An 18,083-nucleotide genomic window follows, 5' to 3' on the forward strand; every position below is an offset into this window, starting at 1 on the left:
ATGAGCCCTATCAAATTCGGTATGTTAAACCTGTTAGCTATGAAGCCTAGGAGGATTATTATGCCTGCAACGATTGAAACTTACTCCGTGCCGTCAATTTACGCGGAATCAATGTATTATTCAGTGAAGGCGGATCATATCGGAATACCGGTAATCTCTTTTCTGACGGATCGCGATTATGATTACGCTCATTTCTCTTTTTCCGGTTCAACGACCATAACCATCACGGCGTGCGAGCCGATCGATACCTATTCAATAAGTCCGTTAGCTTTTGAGATTCAAGGCAAGGTAGTGGGAAACAAGCTGACCTTCGACCTCCAGGAGTCCCGATATCTTATTGTAAAAATCAACCAATTGAAGGAGCTCGTCCTCATCGCAGATCCCCTTGTAGTGAGCGCTCCACCTTCAACTGGCGATGGCATCTATCATGTGGTTGCTGATTATAGCGCTGATCACACGGGGACAACAATGGCTACTTCCGCGATTCAAGCAGCCATTAATGCTGCAAACGCAGCTGGCGGAGGAATTGTGTATGTTCCCGAAGGCGTATTCCTGATCGGTAATTTGATCCTGAAAAGCCATGTCACCCTCTATCTACAAGGTGGAGCTGTGCTTAGAGCATCAGACTATAAAGAGGATTACACGGTTGATTTTCATAAGGATAGTCTTGATATGGACGGAACCTGGCTCATCCAAACAGAACCCTATTCCACCAACATTGTCATTACAGGGAGAGGGACGATCGATGGAAATGGTTCCTGGTTGAGAGCGAATCAACGCTTTATTAGTAATTTAATTGTCCCTTTGCAGACCTCCAATTTTACAATCGATGGCATTATCGGTCGTGATGCTGGTCTGTGGGCGCTAATTCCCACTCGCTCCAATCATGTGAAGATTACGAACTACAAGGGCTTCCAATCGTTGGTCGATTATGAGGATGACGCCATTGATATCGTAGAGTCACAGCATGTGCAAGTTACCCATACCATTGCCATTTCAGAGGATGACCCGTTCTCCACCAAAACCTGGAATGAAGCAACGGATATTGCCCGAAATTGGCCGGGCTCGCCGCAAATGCTTGAGAATGTGACGTTCGATGATTGTATCGCATGGACCTGCTGTGCGGCTTTTAAAGTAGGGATGGGGGTAGAACAAGCGCAACGGAATGTCGCTTTTACCAATAGTTACGTCTATCAAGCTAGCCGTGCATTAGCGATCCACCACCGCTTTGGTACATCTACCGCGGATAATATCACCTTTGAGAACATCGATATTGAGCAAGTCATTTATACAAGAAATGGCCCTTATTGGCTGCAGCTGGAAATCGAGGAGAGTGGAAGAGGGATTGGACCCGTCACCCATGTGCTCCTCAAAAATATTAAGGTGCGTGATCAAGGCCGACTCCCGTCCATAATACGTGGAACAGAACCTTTCTTAATTGAAGGGGTTACCTTTGATCAGATCTATATGCTGGGCAGCACGAAGTCGGCAGCAACTTTGGAAGAGATGAATATACACATTAACGAACTATGCGTATTACAGGATATCCGATAAGGAATAAAGGAGAAGAAAATTGATGGAGTGGCAAGCAAAGTGGATCTGGCATCCAAATGGTGAGAAAGTCAATCAATACCTTGATTTTCGAAAGACTTTCGAGAAGAAGGCGAACGAATTGGCAAATTATCAACTCCGTATCTCAGCGAGAACGGAATATGTTTTATGGGTGAATGGTAGGTTTGTCGGAAGAGGTCCGTCTCCTTGCGATATGGAACACCAATATTATGACAGCTACGAAATAGCGGATTGGTTAATAGAAGGAATTAACGTCATTGCTGTAACGGTTTACTACTTTGGTGAGAAAGATATCAGGACTCGGCAAATGCAAGGGAAGGCAGGCTTCCTCCTGCAATTGGAACGGGACGAAAGCCTATTGTTGGCATCTGACGAGAGTTGGCTCGTTCGGACATCACCCCGCTATGGGGTTAAGACCGAGCGGATCAGTCGTTGGGGAGGTTTCAAAGAAATTTATATAGCTGAGCAAGAAGACGGTTGGGAGCAGCGGCAATATTCAACAGAGAGCTGGGTTTCTGCTACTAGCTTATCCAGTCCCTATGGCGAGGGGAGCCTGTGGCCACGTCTAATCGAAAGGGAAATTCCAGCCTTGAAATATTGGATCGTTTTGGCTGAAAGTATTCTGAGGACGGAATCCAATTACGGTTCATTCAAAGATGCGGAAGTGCTACTTGATGAACTGGGCAGAAGACATGCTACTGTGGATGCGTCAGTTCCGGGAGCAATGCCAAGTGCGGTGATTGATTTTGGGAAAGAGGTTGTAGGTAGGCCTGTTCTCGAGTTGACTGCGCCCCAGGGAGGCGTGTTGCGTCTTGCATATGGAGAATCACTGGAACTGCAGTACGTAGATACTTTTATCCTAAAGCCGGGACAAAATCATCTGCAACCCTTTGGTCGAAGAGCTTGCCGTTATTTACAGCTAACGTTCATGGCGGCACCGGAGACGATTATTATCAACAAGGTACAATTCGAGATGACTGGTTATCCATTTGAGCAGGAAGCGTCATTTTATTGTGATGCGCCCATGCTGAATAGGATTTTTTCTATCAGTTCTTACACCACTTTGATGAACAGCCACGACCATCTCGAAGATTGTCCATGGAGAGAAAAGGCGCTGTGGGTTGTGGACGCAGTTATCATGGGTAAGGTGATTTACAGTCAGTTCGGAGATACAGCGTTGTTGCGTAAATGCTTGCTACAAGGAGCACGAATTCAAAATGAGGAAGGCTCTATTCCAGGAACGGGACCGGAGCGAAATCATTTCCTGTTGCCCGATTTTTGTGCATATTGGATATTAGGCGTTTCCGATTTTTGGAATTATACGGGAGATATTCATTTTGTAGAGACATTATGGCCTTCCATGATGCGCGTACTGGACTGGTACCGTAAACAGAGAGACGATACAGGTCTATTCGCAAACGCCACGCGTGAAGGCATGTGGTGCTTTATAGATTGGACGGATCAAATCGATCGACGGGATAAGGTAACGGCAATATCTCTTTTGAATTACAAAGTGCTTCGTTCCATGAGCCAAATGGCTGAACAGCTTGGAAAAATGACAGAAAGCAAGGAGTTGACTGTGGAAGCAGATGCTTTAAAAGAGGCCATATGCCAATATTTATGGCTACCGGAAATCCGCTTGTTCTCCGACTGTATGGATGGGAATGAGCTCTCTGGTCATCTCTCCTTGCAAACAAATTTTCTTGCCGTCTGGTGCGGAGTGATGGAACAAGACGAAGCTCTTCAGTTCATAAATGAGTACTATTTTGGCGGGAAGTTGGCATCTGTTCGAGGTGCATTCTTCCAACATATCGTGATTGAGGTGCTACTTCAACTTGGATTGGCCGAGAAAGCAGCTGATATAATTGAAGGGTATTGGGGTGAAATGGTAGATCGAGGGGCTACGACATGGTGGGAAACGTTTGATTCTGATAGTGCCTTATGTACGATACCAAGCACTTATTTAGGCAACACCCCGACTTATTTGTGGGAAGGGGTCCCGGTTAGTTTGTGTCATGCTTGGGGAGCCTCACCAGCATACCTGATTCCCCGCATTGTTTTAGGGCTTGATTTGTCCCGTGCCGGTCAAGGCAAATTAGAACTGAGGATACCTACTTGGGAGGGAGCGGAGGCTTCAGGTGAATTTCCAACAAAGCATGGAAGCATTAGGATTCGTTTTGAAAGGCGTAACGGAAGGATATCAGGTATTACAGAAATCCCGAAAGGTTTTGAAGTAATCAGTCCGGAGGACTATCCCTTGCAAATTCATTTTTATTAATAATAAAGTTAGAGCAAACTTTAATTCAACGGATGCGATAACACTTAGCACCCTTGTTTACATTCTAAATCACAATTTAATAAAGGAGGAGGCGCTCGGAATGCGAATACTGCTAACTGACTTACCCTACAATGGACAAATAGAGACAAATCAATCCCAAAAGCCGTGGGAACAGACAACGGGTTGGCCATGTCGCTGGGTGACATACAGTGAGGCGGCTAAACCTCCCTATGTGATTGTTTACCGCTGCACATTCACTTTAAGTGAAGCTATTCGTCTAAGGGTGCACGTCTCTGGCGATGAAAGGTATGAGCTGTTTCTGGATCACGTAAGGATCGGCCGAGGCAGCGAACGTGGGGACCGCACCAACTGGTTTTATGAGACGTATGAGGTCGAGCTTGCCGCAGGAGAACATCAATGGATTGCACGCTGCTGGGCGTTAGGCGAACATAAGCCGTGGGCACAGGTCAGCGTACAGCCAGGTATTCTACTTAGTCCGGATGATGAAGCACTCGCACCTCTGATGGGTACAGGTGTTGCTCATTGGGAAGCGAAGCCGATGCCCGGCTATCATTTTGTACCGTTGCCATCCAGCATCGGTACCGGTGCAAAGCTGGACATTGACGGCGCTTCTTTCGATTGGGATGCCTTGCAAGGGGGAGGGGACGGATGGCTTCCGGTACAACCTTTGGCGAATGTCTATCATAGCAAGGACAATTATCACTTTTCATCGGTACAGCGGCTTATGCGACCAGCTACATTGCCAGCGATGCAAGAGAACAGCGTGACGACGATGGGGGTACGTTTTGTAGAGCAAGCCGGTATCCTAGAATCAGATGGATTTCCGGTTATCGCGAGTCGCGATTTGATAGAGGAGCATGAGCGTTGGAATGGTTTACTTACCGGGCAACCGATTCACATTCCAGCAAATACCCATAGACGAGTCATTATCGATCTAGGGGATTATTATTGTTTCTACCCAGAGCTTGTCGTATCGGGAGGAAATGGTTCTGTCATTCGACTCCATTGGGAGGAGTCTTTCTATGATGAAGCGGATGGTGGACGCAAGACGAACCGGAATGCTATTGCGGGTAAATGGTTTAGAGGATACGGCGATACGTTCCGTCCAGATGGCGGGACGGGCAGGAGTTTCGATACGTTGTGGTGGCATGCGGGACGTTATGGCGAGTTGATCGTGGAGACGGGGATCGAGGTGCTGGACTTGAAGGCGTTTAGGTTGCTGGAAACGAGGTATCCGTTGGAGATGGAAGGTTCAATCGAGAGTAGTGATAAACGCCTAAATCATGTCGTTAAGTCATCGTTTAGGACGCTGCAAATGTGTGCACACGAAACCTACATGGATTGCCCTTATTGGGAGCAGCTCATGTATGTGGGGGATACACGCATTCAGTCGCTTATTACCTATGTGAGCACGCTCGACGATCGATTACCGCGTAAAGCACTGGACATGTTCCGAGTCTCTCGCAACAACCATCTTGGACTTGTGAACTGTGCTTATCCGGATCAAAGCGGTAAACATATTGCTTCCTTCTCCTTGTGGTGGGTGGCGATGGTCTATGATTATGCCCTGTGGAGAGGTGACCGGGAATGGATTCGTTTTATGATGAGCAGCGTCCGAGATGAGTTGGATCGGCTCTTGCAAAATCGTGCATCGAATGGGGCTGTAAAGCTGCCTATTTCATGGAACTTCATGGACTGGCAGACTGCGCCGTCAGATGCATGGAACTCGGGCACACCTCCGCATGGCGCAGATCGCTTGAATGCAGCGTACAATCTCCAGATGATTCATACGTTGGAGCTAGTTGCTAAACTTGAAGCCTATTTAGGCGAAACAGAGCTGGAGTCACGAGCAAGACGTCTGGCCAAAGAACTAGGCAGCGTCGTCGAGCAGCTGTTTTGGAATGATGAGAGAGGGCTATTTGCGGACGAAACTTCCCATCAGTATTATTCGGAGCATGCACAAGTGCTTTCTTTATTATGCGAGCCGATTTCGCCTGAATTAAACCGTCGCCTTGTACCTGGAATACTGAAGACGGCCAACGATTTGATGCGTACTAGCGTGTATTTCGATCACTATACGTTCGATGTGTTAGCGTCTGCCATTCAAATAGAAGCGCTGCTGGACAGACTCGAGCCTTGGTTCGGCATGGAGGCAAATGGTCTTAAGACGACGCCGGAAATATTCCTAGATTCCACACGTTCGGATTGTCATGCTTGGGGTGCTCATCCGGTTTACCATCTCTACACCAATTTGCTTGGCATTCGCCCGGCATCGATGGGTTTTGCTTCGGTCGTGATTCGTCCACAGCTAGGGTCTTTAACAAGACTGCACGGTAAGCTTCCGCACCCGAATGGTTTTATCGAAGTAAACGTGGCGTGTCGGGGCAGCCAATGGCACGTCGAAGTTACAGTGCCCCAGGGTTTGCCTGGTAGTTTGGTTTGGGGCCAAGAAAGCTATCCCTTACATGAGGGGCAGAATGAATTTGAATTTTCCAGATAAATACATGTTAACTCCGCGAAAGGATGTATATTGCTCCTCCGTCGTTTCAAGGATAGAATGGTAGGATAAACACCTCTTTATCATGAAGGAGAGAGCCCAACTTGAGAAGAAATTGGTTCCATCGCTTGCTACTTTCCTATGTTCCTGTGCTTATTCTTATCGTTTGTTTATTCGTATTTATCGGGGTCGTTCAGCTCAATGATCTGTCCCGCAAAGAAGCCCTGAAATCCAGTGGCGTATATGTCCAAAATATCCAGAACAGCATCGACATGTCGCTGAACTCCATTGAATTAATGATGTTAGAAACAATAACGCGTAATATTAACATAACGACGTTCGCTGGGATGCAAAGCGATACTAACTTTTTCATCGAACTTTCCCGGCTGCTTCAGAGCTTAACATCTACCAATCCATGGATTGATTCTGCCTACTTGTATCGGGTAGGTGATGGGACGGTTATTAGTGATAAAACAAAGCTGAATGTCGAGCAATTTGGAGATAAAACATTCATTGAAAATCATATTAATAATCCTGAACTAGATAGCTGGAGTCTGCCTCGTCCCTATCGGACTGTAAAAGACGGGAATCTGGAAGGTACCGTCATTTCTTTGTCCAGAAGTGTTCCCCTGCAAAGCAAAGGCATCGCTATGCTTGTTATTAATGTGAAAATCAGCGGCATTCAAGAGTTTCTAAGCAAATACGGCATATCTGAAGTGAATCAGATTGCACTCAAAGATAGTCAAGGCCAGATGATTTTTGAGCAAAATGGCAAGGATCCGAAGGTTGATGATATCACGATCATTTCCAACTACACTGGTTGGACCTATACGAGCTCGTTGAAGAAGGAAGAGCTGGGTAATATTTTTAACTATATGAAGAGTGACTGGTTTATTGTTGGGTTCTTGGGACTGCTGCTAGCCATTGGCTGGATTGTGTATATTACCCGTAAAAACTATAAGCCAATTGAAACGATTATGTCGCGAATCGAGAAATATAATCAGGTGCATAAAGAACATCCGATACAAGGACCGACGGTCGATGAACTGAGTTACATTGATTACACGCTCAGCAGCATCATTGAGGTTAGTCAGGAGTATCAGAATCAGAGTCTCGTGAATCAGAAGTATCGACGTATCCAGTTATTCCACGAGATTATTGATGGAAGTCGCCCGCTAGAGCAGGCAGATTGGAACAATGAGATCATGGATCTTGGCATGAAGCAATTGGGAAGTGCCGCAGTGAGCATCGTCGAAATTGATAAATATACCGAGTTTATTAGTGGGCATTCCCGAGAGGATCAGGGGCTGTTTAAATATATTTTGAAAAAAGTAGTCGAAGAATCGGCAGAAGCTTGTGGTCTGCGCATTTGGCAGGAATGGGTCACGAATCATCGGTTGTGTATTATTTTTCTTGAAGAGCAGCAAGAGATATCACTGGAGTCGACGATGGTGACGCTGACGGATCAAGTCCGTCAATGGATGCAGAACAATTTGAAGCTGACTGTGACATTCGGTTTGGGCTGTACGGTACACGAAGCTCAAGTGATACATAGGTCCTATGAATCATCGGCACGGGCGCTGGACTATAAGTCTGCGCTTGGCAGCAATCGGGTGATCGGCCATTGGGAAATCGAGCTATTGTCGCATGATGATCTATATGTTTACTTGCAGTATGTACGGACGATTGCTCAAGCTTTCCGTGTCGGTAACGATGGGTGGCAGGAGCAGCTGAAGCTGCTATTTGAGGGTTTACGTCGCCTTTTGCTTCCGAAAGAGGAGATCAGCGGCATTCTCAGTTACATGAACTATTATTTCTATCGGGAAATGATGGAGCTGCCTCCTGAGTATCAAGAACTATGGAATCGGGAGTTCCGCACACCATGGGATGAGAATATGGAGACACTTGAAACGCTGGATGAGTTGGAATCTTTTTATCTGATAACGATTACGTCCTGTGCACAGCAAATGGAAGAAATTCGCGTCAGCAAAGGCAATCACGGTGTGGTGCAAAAAGTAAGGGACTACATCGAGGCCAACTTCAGTGATCCCGATCTATCTTTATCGAGCCTAAGCGAACAATTTAATATGAATTCGTCCAGCCTAAGCACCATTTTTAAAGAGGATTTCGGTGAGAAGTTCGTTGTCTACCTCTGCCAAATACGGATGGAGCATGCCAAGGAATTGCTAAGAACGACACCTCTGCCGATCCAAGAAATTTCGGAACGCGTAGGGTATTTACATCAGATGTCGTTCATTCGTGCTTTTAAGAAAATGATTGGCACAACGCCAGGGGATTACCGCAAGGTTCACCAATAGCAATAGATTCGTCATGCATGTTAATTAGGCAAAGAAATGTAGATTGAAGAGAACCTCCGAAGTAGGTAAAGTGAGTGAAAGTGACCTGATGTTGCCTTTCACCTACAACTACTTTCGGAGGTTTTTATGTCAAATATATGGGAACAATTGCTTCATCCGCCTAATGAGTATCGGACCATCCCGTTTTGGTCATGGAATGATAAATTAGAAATCGCTGAATTAGAACGGCAAATTGAAGAGATGCATAAAGCGGGGATTGGCGGCTTTTTCATGCATGCAAGAGGCGGACTTCAAACCCCCTACATGGGGGAGGAGTGGATGGATGCGATTCGCGCCTGTCTTGTAAAGGGCAAAGAATTAGGCATGTCGCCATGGCTGTATGATGAAAATGGGTGGCCAAGCGGCTTCGCTGACGGTAAGGTGACTGCCAAAGGCGTGGCATTTCAGCAAAAGAAGTTGCTCTGTGAACAAGCGCCTTTTCAAAGCCCCGCGCAACATACGATAGCCTACTATGAGCTGACGGAGAGCGGGTATCGTTTACTTGGGGATGAGGCTGCAGAAAAGGCACAGCTTCGATTGTACTATGAGGTCAATCCCTATTATTTAGATGCTTTAAGCGAGCAAGCTGTGGGGGCATTCATTGAAGCTGCCTATGACGCGTATTGGGAGCGTTTTGGGGAAGAGTTCGGGGATGTCATTCAAGGTTTTTTTACCGATGAACCTCAATTTGCTCGCGGTCAATTACCGTGGTCCTTTGAATTAGAAGCGGCATTTCTCTCAGCGAATGGGTATGAGTTGAAGGACGTATTGCCAGCGTTGTTCTTGCAAGCTGACGGCTATGCGAAAGCCAGATACGACTACTGGGCGTGTGTAACAGCGATGTTCACGAAGGCGTATGCGAAGCAAATCGGTGACTGGTGTCAAAGTAAAGGTTGGTCCTTTACTGGACATGTTGTGGATGAACAAGCGCTGCAGATTCAAGTAACCTCTGTTGGAGATCCCATGGCGTTCTATGAACATTTGAACATGCCAGGTTGTGATTGGCTCGGTCGTTTCATTGGAGATGAGCCGATTGTCCCGAAACAGGTCGGATCTGTCGCCCATCAACTTGGGAAAAAGCAAACGATTACCGAAAGCTTTGGCTGTTCCGGTTGGGACATTAGCTTCGCGGATTTGAAGCGAATTGGTGAATGGCAGTTCGTCCATGGCATCACGATGATTTGCCAGCATTTGCAGAGCTATAGCCTGAAAGGTCTGAGGAAGCGGGATTATCCGCCATCCTTGTTCGTCCAACAGCCGTGGTGGGAGGACTATAAGGGCTTCATTTCGCCAGATTGTCGATGCTGCTGTCGGAGGGGACAAGACAAGTCGACGTGCTGCTCTTGCACCCGATTCGCAGTGCATGGACCTTGCAGCGCGGAGAGGATCGCTCCGACATTCCGCGGTTCCACGCGGCGTTTGCTCAGCTATCACGCTGGATGTGCCAAGCCTTTATCGAGCATGATTATGGCAGTGAAAGCATCATGGAGGGGCACGGCCATGTGAAAGACGGCCAATTCATCATGGGAGAGGCGGCCTATCGTGTGGTGGTTCTGCCGCCAAGCGTGACGATTAGCCGAACGACACTAGTGCTGCTGAAACAGTTCGTGCAGCAAGGCGGACAATTGATTGCTTGCACACCCTATCCTCAGCTAGTTGAGGGTGTGGCCGAGAGTGAACTTGCGGAATTGCTCCTGCAAGCGAACAAACCAGAGTGGACATCCGCTGCGATAATGGGCGCCATAACGAAGGTCAGTGCGCCTTCGATGCGGATGACCGATGAGCGCGGAGTTACCATTGCTGCTGACACCATCAATGTACAAACCTTGGAACTCGAGGGATCTCGTTTGTATTATGTCGTCAATTCCGGGGAGGAACACTATGCTCGGGTTGACATCGAACTGCTTCATACAGGGCAAGTAAGCTTGATTGATCTAACAAGCGGCGACACGGAATGCCTTGAACAGATCGCAACGGCGGATGGCATTCTGGTTCAACTGCCGCTGCATCCTGGTCAATCCTATATGCTGCGGCTGGAGCCGTACAATGCACAACATACGAAAATAATTGAACAAGTATCGGATAAAAGAAAGAGTGAGAGCGAGAATGAGAGTCAACCCGCCGAGACAACGATTTTAAGCTCCCATTGGGGCGTCGTTTCTCTCACCCCGAACAGCCTCACATTGGATACGTGTCGGTTACGTGTGGAGGATGGCGAGTGGTCTGAGTTACAGCCAGTGATTCTTATTCAGGAACAATTACTAGCACGGGGTCGTTCTGTGGATATTGAGCTAGACTTTCCTTTCAATGTTGGATGGGAAACTAGCTATAACAGAGAGCTATTTGTTGTTATGGAAAGCCCTGAGCTTTTCACCATAGAAGTTAACGGTAGTAAGGTCTCCTCGGAGAGCTGTGGAACGTGGCGAGATGGATCTTTCCACAAAGTCGCTATCAGCGGCAATGTACAGCGCGGGGAAAATCACATTCACTTAAACAGGCATTTCTATAATTCGCCTGAAACGTATCAAGCGATTGAGAATGCGAAGATATTTGAATCAGAAGGCAATAAATTAACCTTTGATACCGAAATTGAGAGCATCTATCTACTTGGTGAGTTTGGGGTTGAGTCCCAATCGGGGTATGTGTACGGTGAACGAAATGCGGTTCAAACGGAGGGGGCTTTCGTTCTCAAGGAGATTCCTCAAGTGGTGCATGCGAGTGAACTTGTTCAGCAAGGACTTCCTTTCTTCGCGGGCGCGATTCGATTACGGCAGCACATCCTTGTGAATTGGAAGGATGGCGCTGCTGCTAAGTGGTTCTTCCCTGAACCTCCTCATGCTGCTGTATGCAAACTGTGGATAAATGGACTCGAAGTTCGAACCTTCTTGTGGGAACCGTATGAGGCTGACATTGGAGGATACCTGGTTGCTGGGGAGAATGTCATCGAAATGGAGCTGACGAATAGCTGCCGAAACTTACTGGGTCCTCATCATCATATCCATGGTGAAATTTACAAAGTAGGCCCATCTAGCTTCACGAATACGCCAGGCTGGACGGACAAAGGGATACCTCAGGGAGTTTCGATGTATGTAGACCGATTCGCGTTCGTCAAGTTCGGATTGCCAGTGCCGCCTCGTATTGTAGTTTCATTTATCTAAAAAACAGATCATAGACAGATGTTCATCTGCCTGTGATCTGTTTTTTTGCTTTTAACTGTAAAACATACAGTTAATTTCGCCTGAATTCAATATTTACATGGCATACATGTAAAACATACAGTTACTTTCAATGCATCTCGTCGAAAATGGAAGAATGCAGGGAATTACATGTACATTTTCCATTTATTACACAAAAATGACTAATAAGCTGAAAAATAGCTGGAGTTTTTCCAGTTATTTGGATCGCGCTGTGGTTTCATATGCGAGTTGGAGCAGCACGCGCAACCGTTTAATTCGTTAATTCAACTCTCTAAATCGCTCCGGCGTAAGGCCAATCTGTTTGCGAAAACTCGCTATGAAGTGGCTCGTATCCCGAAACCCTACATGTACAGCTATCTCTTTAACGGCTACATGTCTGTCGGCAAGCAGCATTTCTTTGGATTTGCGAAGTCGCATCATGATGAGGTAGGCATAAGGAGAGAGGCCGAAAGCATGCTGAAACAACGTATTCAAATGTCGTGGTGTAATCGCAAGGACAGCAGCCATATGTTCAATCCCGGTATCCGGATTCGGATAGTGATCTTCTAGCCAATCCGTTAGTGGCTGTAAGTGAAGCATCTGATTCGTAATCGAGGTGCGATTATTGATTTGTGCGTGCTTTTTTATCTGAATCAAGAAATGGTACAAATCTGCGGATGCATCATAGCCGGAATAATCAGCTTGCGTCTGAAGTTTGTTCAAAATATGGGTGAGAGCTAGGTTTAAAGGACCTTCCTCATCCCAACGGAAGACGGCAGATTCCAGCATGCCTAATGTGCTTAAGATCGTATGCACACTAGTGCCTCCGAACGTAACGTACTGTGTGCACCAGGTATCCGTAACGGCATAATAAGCGTGCGGTTCACCAGGCAGCATGAGGACGCCAGAGCCTTTTGATAAAAGGATTTTCCTATTGCCCATTTCATATTCGCCACAACCAGAGAAAGTCTGCAGCCATTGATAGTGAGGGAGGCCATCTTTGCGGTTGAGCATCTCCTGATCTTCGTGATGACCAATACTGTCTATATATAGAGGATAGGGCTGGGCTGAACTAGGGGTTAGTAGAAAACGAGTATGCACAACGAATCATCCTGTTCCATTTTCTTATATAGGATTGCAATTATATTATATTTTAACATGAATATGAATTTAATATAATGTACTTATTCTTATATGAAATTACTTGAAGAGGTGCGAATCGTGATACATCCTAAGCTGCCGAAAATTTGGTATGGTGGAGATTACAATCCAGAACAATGGGATAAAGAGGTTATGGATGAGGATTTACGCATGTTTAATCTTGCGGGAATTGATGTCGCAACGATTAATGTTTTCTCGTGGGCGCTGTCACAACCGAATGAAGATACTTACGATTTTACTTGGCTAGATGACATCATTAATCGTCTCCACGCGAATGGAACCTATGTGTGTTTGGCTACAAGTACCGGGGCTCATCCTGCTTGGATGGCTAAGAAACATCCAGATGTTTGTCGCGTGGATTTTGAAGGACGCAAACATAAATTTGGCATGAGGCATAATTCTTGCCCCAACAGTCCAACATTTCGTACCTATTCGGAGCGAATTGCAGAGAAATTAGCTGAACGATACAAAGGTCATGAACCCATTCTCATATGGCACGTTTCCAATGAATATGGTGGTTATTGCTACTGTGATAACTGCGCGGAGGCATTTCGAACTTGGCTGCAAGAGCGCTATACAACATTAGATCAATTAAATAAGGCTTGGTATACCGGTTTCTGGGGACATACGTTCTACGAGTGGGATGAAATCGTTCCGCCAAATGCACTTTCGGAGGAAACGGCTGGCGATCGTTCACGCTTCCAATCGATTTCATTAGATTATCGTAGATTCATGTCCGATAGTTTACTGGATTGCTACAAGTTGGAGTATAACGCGATCAGACGTCATTCCCCTGAGCTGCCAATTACGACGAATTTAATGGGTCTTTACAAAGAATTAGACTATTTCAAATGGGCGCCTTATTTGGATGTCATCTCATGGGACAACTATCCATCGCTTGACACGCCGGTCAGTCTCACTTCCATGACGCATGATCTTATGCGTGGATTAAAAGACGGTCAGCCGTTCATGCTAATGGAACAAACACCAAGTCAACAGAACTGGCAAAAATATAACTCGTTGAAACGTCCTGGTGTTATGAAACTATGGAGCTATCAAGCGGTTGCCCATGGTGCAGATACGATATTATTTTTCCAATTGCGTCGTTCCGCAGGTGCTTGTGAGAAATTCCATGGCGCTGTCATTGAGCATGTTGGACATGAACATACACGTGTATTCCGTGAATGCGCGGAGTTAGGGCATGAACTGGTGCGCTTATCAGATAAAGTATTGGACGCAAGAGTGCAAGCACGAGTGGGTATTGTTTTCGATTGGGAAAACCGCTGGGCGGTTGGCCTGTCGAGCGGCCCGACAATCGCACTAGATTATGTAGATGAAGTTCATAAATATTATGACGCTCTATTCCAACAAAATATTCAAGCGGACCTCATCGGCACGGATACGGATCTCACGGGCTACGATATTGTCATTGCACCTGTACTCTATATGGTGAAAGAGGGATATGCGAAGCGCGTGGAACAATTCGTTCATGCAGGAGGAACCTTCCTGACTACTTTCTTCAGCGGTATCGTCAACGAGCATGATCGCGTAACCCTTGGTGGATATCCGGGTGAGCTGCGCAATGTTCTTGGCATTTGGGCAGAAGAAATCGATGCGTTATTCCCAGATCAGAGCAACCAAATTCAGCTGAATGAGCAATGGGGCAGCCTAGCTGGGAGCTACGAATGCGGTATCCTGTGTGATTTAATCCATGCTGAGGGAGCCGAAGTAAAAGCTGTATATGGCCAGGATTTCTATCAAGGCATGCCTGTATTGACTGTAAATAAATTCGGAGCGGGGCAAGCTTGGTACGTCGCTTCCAGTCCTGAGCCAGCATTTTTACAAGGGCTGCTAGGCAACTTGTGCCAGGATAAAGGGATTAGTGCACCAATCCCACCTGTGCCTGGTGTTGAAGTTTCTACGAGAACCAATGAACAGAACGAGTCATTTGTCTTTATTTTAAACCATAATGATCAAGCTACTACGATTTCTCTCGGGGATTTGAAGGGGACGGATTTACTATCCGGCGATTTCATTGAACATGAAGCAACACTTGCAGCCAAGCAAGTCCTCCTCATTGAAAAGTAGACTCATTTTCTATTTGTAGGTACTGCCCAGTAGGGCAACTGGTAGGAGGGGGAACGAGGATCCTCTATTTGCGGCAAATAGGTAAAATGGACTGGGAAAGGGAACCACAGTACGCTATTCGTCCGTAAAACGGCAAAAACCACAAAAAACGAACAAATAGCGCACGTACGTTCCTCTTCTCACCGCAAAGGGAGGGTTTTGCCTAAATAGTGCACTCACGTTCCTCTCCAATCGTTTGAGAAAATCAATCAATGAAAGCCCTACATAAAGATGTAGGGCTTTTTACATTATAGTGCGTGTTAACTACATATGGCTAAGCGTCTTTAATAATCTTGTAGTTAGGCTTCACTTTCGTGAAATTTGGATTTTCCCCGCTAACCATTAACCCCATGCCCCAGTCAAAATGCTCTTGCGTGGTCGGGAAATCACTCGCCTCCCGATATTGAAACAACACATTTCTCCGAGTTCTCGAGCTCTTATTGGAAGATGAACCATGGATCGTTAAGTAGTTGAAGAATAGAACATCGCCAGCTTCCGCTTCACAAGGTGTTCCCATATGGATTGGATACTCTTTGTGATTGAGGTAATGCGTACCGACATGTTGCAAGCTTCCTGCAAGATGTGAGCCCGGGATGACGCGTAGACAGCCATTCTCTTCATCCGCACGATCCAAGTGAACACTAGCCGCTAACATCGTATGGTTCTCATGCGGGAAATACGGATAATCTTGATGCATCGGGAAGGCAGCGCCGTTCTCTGGTGGCTTGACCAGCATTTTGGAATGATGAAGCTGAACGTTGGGCCCAATAATTTGTCTCAAAACCGCTACCATATTCGGATGAATGACGGCTCGCATGAAGGAAGCATCGTGATAATGCACATCATGGAAGCCTTTAAGAACAAGCTTCTTCAGCTCTTCAGCAGGTAGATAATCCCCTTGCCAAGCAGCATTACTATCGGCTTTCGCGTGAGCAGCACGTAGAATAATGTTCTCAACAGCCTCTCTCATCTCCACAACTTCCGCTTCATTAAATACCCCTTTGACTAGCAAGTAACCATTTTCTTTGTAAAAATCGACATCTTTAGGTTGTATCATCGTACCATGCCTCCAATTTGTAGTTGCTCATTAAGCCGCTTTCTATCTATAATTATAGGAGAAATCGATGGTGTAATCTTTTTCAACAGAGGACATACTTTTGCACAATAAGGCCATTTTTCCCGAAAAAGGTGAAGCTCATGTTTCAGTATAAGGAAACGTATGCGATGTTGAATGAAGCTTTAACCGTAATCCAAGGCGCGGAAGCTGTCTTTAAAGTACATTATTGGGGAGTGGATCCTTGTTTGTATGATAATCAACCCCATAAGCATTCTTTTTTCGAGATCTGTTACATTTTGGATGGAGAAGGTCTGTATTCAGAGGAAGACATGGTCTATCCACTTCGAGCAGGCACGCTTTTTTGCTCAAAACCCGGTATTACCCACCAAATTCGTACGGAAAAAGGGTTGAATATTTTATTTATCGCGTTTGAGCTGGATGAAACCTTATGTGATGATGCAATGCGTGAAACATTCAATGGGCTTGCACTCCACGGTGATGCCGTTCTGTATGAGGCAGATGATGTACCAACTGTGCAATTATGGCGATCACTTCTCATCCGAGAGGGGCACGGAAGTTTACCGTATTCAGCCATTCATTCGGTTGCCTATGCCTTGCTGGTGTCGTTCCCGGCTGTATTCGGAAGGCAATCTAAGATGCCTATTATCCGGCATAAAAGCACACATATTTTGATGCGGCGGGCCAAACTCTATATCCGTGATAATCTCTCGCAAGCCCTTCAGCTCAAAGATGTTGCAAGCTATTTGAGTGTTTCGGAGCGCCATCTGTCTCGGCTATTTTCAGAGGGAATCCATGAGAGCTTCACTAATTTCATTCGGAGTGAGCGTATTCGCCAAGCGGCGCACCTGCTGCTGAGCAGCGACCTGCCCATTAAAGAAATTGCTGAAATGACGGGGTTTTCTTCCGTTCATTATTTTACACGTACGTTCTTACTGGAGAAGAAGGTCCCCCCTGGCCGTTTCCGCCAAAAAGAGAAGCGATAGAATGGCTAACAATTTGCTACTTATGTTAATTCTACCCATACCGTATAATGGGATAAGTCTACATACATTTTAATTAGTGAGAGGATGGTTCCAGTGTTCAAGAAGTTTGCAGCAGACGCATTAGGCTTAAGTGATATCGGTAAAGTAATTAGTCCAGCAGATTTTGATAAGGTTGATTCTGATGATTATGTGATGCATGAGGATGGCGAGAAGATTTACTTCATCATCAAGTCCAAGAAAGACGAATATTGTTTCACGAACCTTGCACTCATCCATTTGGATGGAGATAGTGCGATTAGCTCTAAGCGAGTACTGAAACGTTTCAGCTATCATACTCATGCGATCTCCCAAGTATATATGGAAACGGCAGGAACGATCGATCTTGATGTTGAGATCAAATTCGTTATCGGTAACACGAACTTCTCCATTGATGTGGATAAAAAGCAAATTGAACAGATCAAAGATTTGTACAAAGCTTTGATTAAAATTTCCGAGACAGTTGCCCATAATGAGGAAATGTTCGAATACGCTAAGCAAAGTGTAGCTGTTGCGAAGGAAGCCACTGGCCGTATCTCAACACAAACGACTTCTCCGGTTACCCAATTCGATGCGATTACGGAATCCACCTACAACTGGTTAAAAGGTAAGCATACGGAATTGAAGGTTAAGGATTTCGGTGCTATTTTTGAACGTTATATTAATAATTAATTGTGAGGAAATTCAGTTAGATTAGTTTAGTTCCATATAATTGGTTGATTCTTACATATTTTTACTGAGATTATGCCTGCACCACCTGAGACGATGTTCCATTCGATTTTTGAATGGAAGGTCGT

General features: G+C 45.8%; 10 protein-coding genes. 8 read left to right on the forward strand and 2 right to left on the reverse strand.

Annotation, left to right across the window (positions count from 1 at the left end; genetic code table 11):
• Positions 1 to 60: 60 nt before the first annotated feature.
• The 5 genes from GC096_RS15805 to GC096_RS15825 all read left to right on the forward strand — a co-directional run bounded on the left by GC096_RS15805 (position 61) and on the right by GC096_RS15825 (position 10,231).
• Positions 61 to 1,554: a glycosyl hydrolase family 28 protein gene (locus GC096_RS15805; protein ID WP_171631504.1), complete on the forward strand. Its 1,494-nt coding sequence runs from the start codon at positions 61 to 63 to the stop codon at positions 1,552 to 1,554.
• 22 nt (positions 1,555 to 1,576) lie between these two features.
• Positions 1,577 to 3,850 carry an alpha-L-rhamnosidase-related protein gene (locus GC096_RS15810; RefSeq protein ID WP_171631505.1) on the forward strand — a complete coding sequence of 758 codons (2,274 nt, stop codon included), beginning with the start codon at positions 1,577 to 1,579 and terminating at the stop codon, positions 3,848 to 3,850.
• Between the two features lie 100 nt (positions 3,851 to 3,950).
• Positions 3,951 to 6,371: an alpha-L-rhamnosidase-related protein gene (locus tag GC096_RS15815; protein WP_171631506.1), complete on the forward strand. Its 2,421-nt coding sequence runs from the start codon at positions 3,951 to 3,953 to the stop codon at positions 6,369 to 6,371.
• 101 nt (positions 6,372 to 6,472) lie between these two features.
• On the forward strand, positions 6,473 to 8,686 hold the full coding sequence (locus GC096_RS15820) for an AraC family transcriptional regulator (RefSeq protein ID WP_171631507.1): 2,214 nt from the start codon (positions 6,473 to 6,475) through the stop codon (positions 8,684 to 8,686).
• A 126-nt stretch (positions 8,687 to 8,812) separates the two neighbouring features.
• Positions 8,813 to 10,231 carry a glycosyl hydrolase gene (locus tag GC096_RS15825; protein ID WP_171631508.1) on the forward strand — a complete coding sequence of 473 codons (1,419 nt, stop codon included), beginning with the start codon at positions 8,813 to 8,815 and terminating at the stop codon, positions 10,229 to 10,231.
• A gap of 1,949 nt (positions 10,232 to 12,180) precedes the next feature.
• Here GC096_RS15825 and GC096_RS15830 read toward each other — a convergent pair.
• The gene (locus GC096_RS15830) at positions 12,181 to 13,002 is read right to left on the reverse strand and encodes an AraC family transcriptional regulator (RefSeq protein ID WP_171631509.1); all 822 of its coding nucleotides are present in this window, start codon (positions 13,000 to 13,002) and stop codon (positions 12,181 to 12,183) included.
• A 120-nt stretch (positions 13,003 to 13,122) separates the two neighbouring features.
• Here GC096_RS15830 and GC096_RS15835 point away from each other — a divergent pair, with 120 nt between their 5' ends.
• A complete protein-coding gene (locus tag GC096_RS15835; RefSeq protein ID WP_171631510.1) occupies positions 13,123 to 15,150 on the forward strand; it encodes a beta-galactosidase in 2,028 nt (675 codons plus the stop codon).
• 313 nt (positions 15,151 to 15,463) lie between these two features.
• Here the strand turns inward: GC096_RS15835 and GC096_RS15840 are convergent, their stop codons facing one another.
• Complete coding sequence (locus tag GC096_RS15840; protein WP_171631511.1) at positions 15,464 to 16,246, reverse strand: phytanoyl-CoA dioxygenase family protein; 783 nt, start codon at positions 16,244 to 16,246, stop codon at positions 15,464 to 15,466.
• A 140-nt stretch (positions 16,247 to 16,386) separates the two neighbouring features.
• Here GC096_RS15840 and GC096_RS15845 point away from each other — a divergent pair, with 140 nt between their 5' ends.
• Together GC096_RS15845 and GC096_RS15850 are read left to right on the forward strand one after the other, a co-directional pair.
• Positions 16,387 to 17,250, forward strand: coding sequence for an AraC family transcriptional regulator (locus tag GC096_RS15845; protein WP_171631512.1), 864 nt, complete (start codon positions 16,387 to 16,389; stop codon positions 17,248 to 17,250).
• A 93-nt stretch (positions 17,251 to 17,343) separates the two neighbouring features.
• Complete coding sequence (locus GC096_RS15850) at positions 17,344 to 17,958, forward strand: PH domain-containing protein (protein ID WP_171631513.1); 615 nt, start codon at positions 17,344 to 17,346, stop codon at positions 17,956 to 17,958.
• Positions 17,959 to 18,083 lie beyond the last annotated feature (125 nt).

This window comes from Paenibacillus plantarum (genome assembly GCF_013141695.1).
GTDB classification, from domain to species: domain Bacteria; phylum Bacillota; class Bacilli; order Paenibacillales; family NBRC-103111; genus Paenibacillus_E; species Paenibacillus_E plantarum.

What these genes read in the sequence shown, in the direction of transcription:
- GC096_RS15815 (WP_171631506.1), top strand. Translation starts at nt 3,951, where the DNA reads ATGCGAATACTGCTAACTGACTTACCCTACAATGGACAAATAGAGACA.
- GC096_RS15805 (WP_171631504.1), top strand. Translation starts at nt 61, where the DNA reads ATGCCTGCAACGATTGAAACTTACTCCGTGCCGTCAATTTACGCGGAA.
- GC096_RS15825 (WP_171631508.1), top strand. Translation starts at nt 8,813, where the DNA reads ATGTCAAATATATGGGAACAATTGCTTCATCCGCCTAATGAGTATCGG.
- GC096_RS15845 (WP_171631512.1), top strand. Translation starts at nt 16,387, where the DNA reads ATGTTTCAGTATAAGGAAACGTATGCGATGTTGAATGAAGCTTTAACC.
- GC096_RS15810 (WP_171631505.1), top strand. Translation starts at nt 1,577, where the DNA reads ATGGAGTGGCAAGCAAAGTGGATCTGGCATCCAAATGGTGAGAAAGTC.
- GC096_RS15840 (WP_171631511.1), bottom strand. Translation starts at nt 16,246, where the DNA reads ATGATACAACCTAAAGATGTCGATTTTTACAAAGAAAATGGTTACTTG.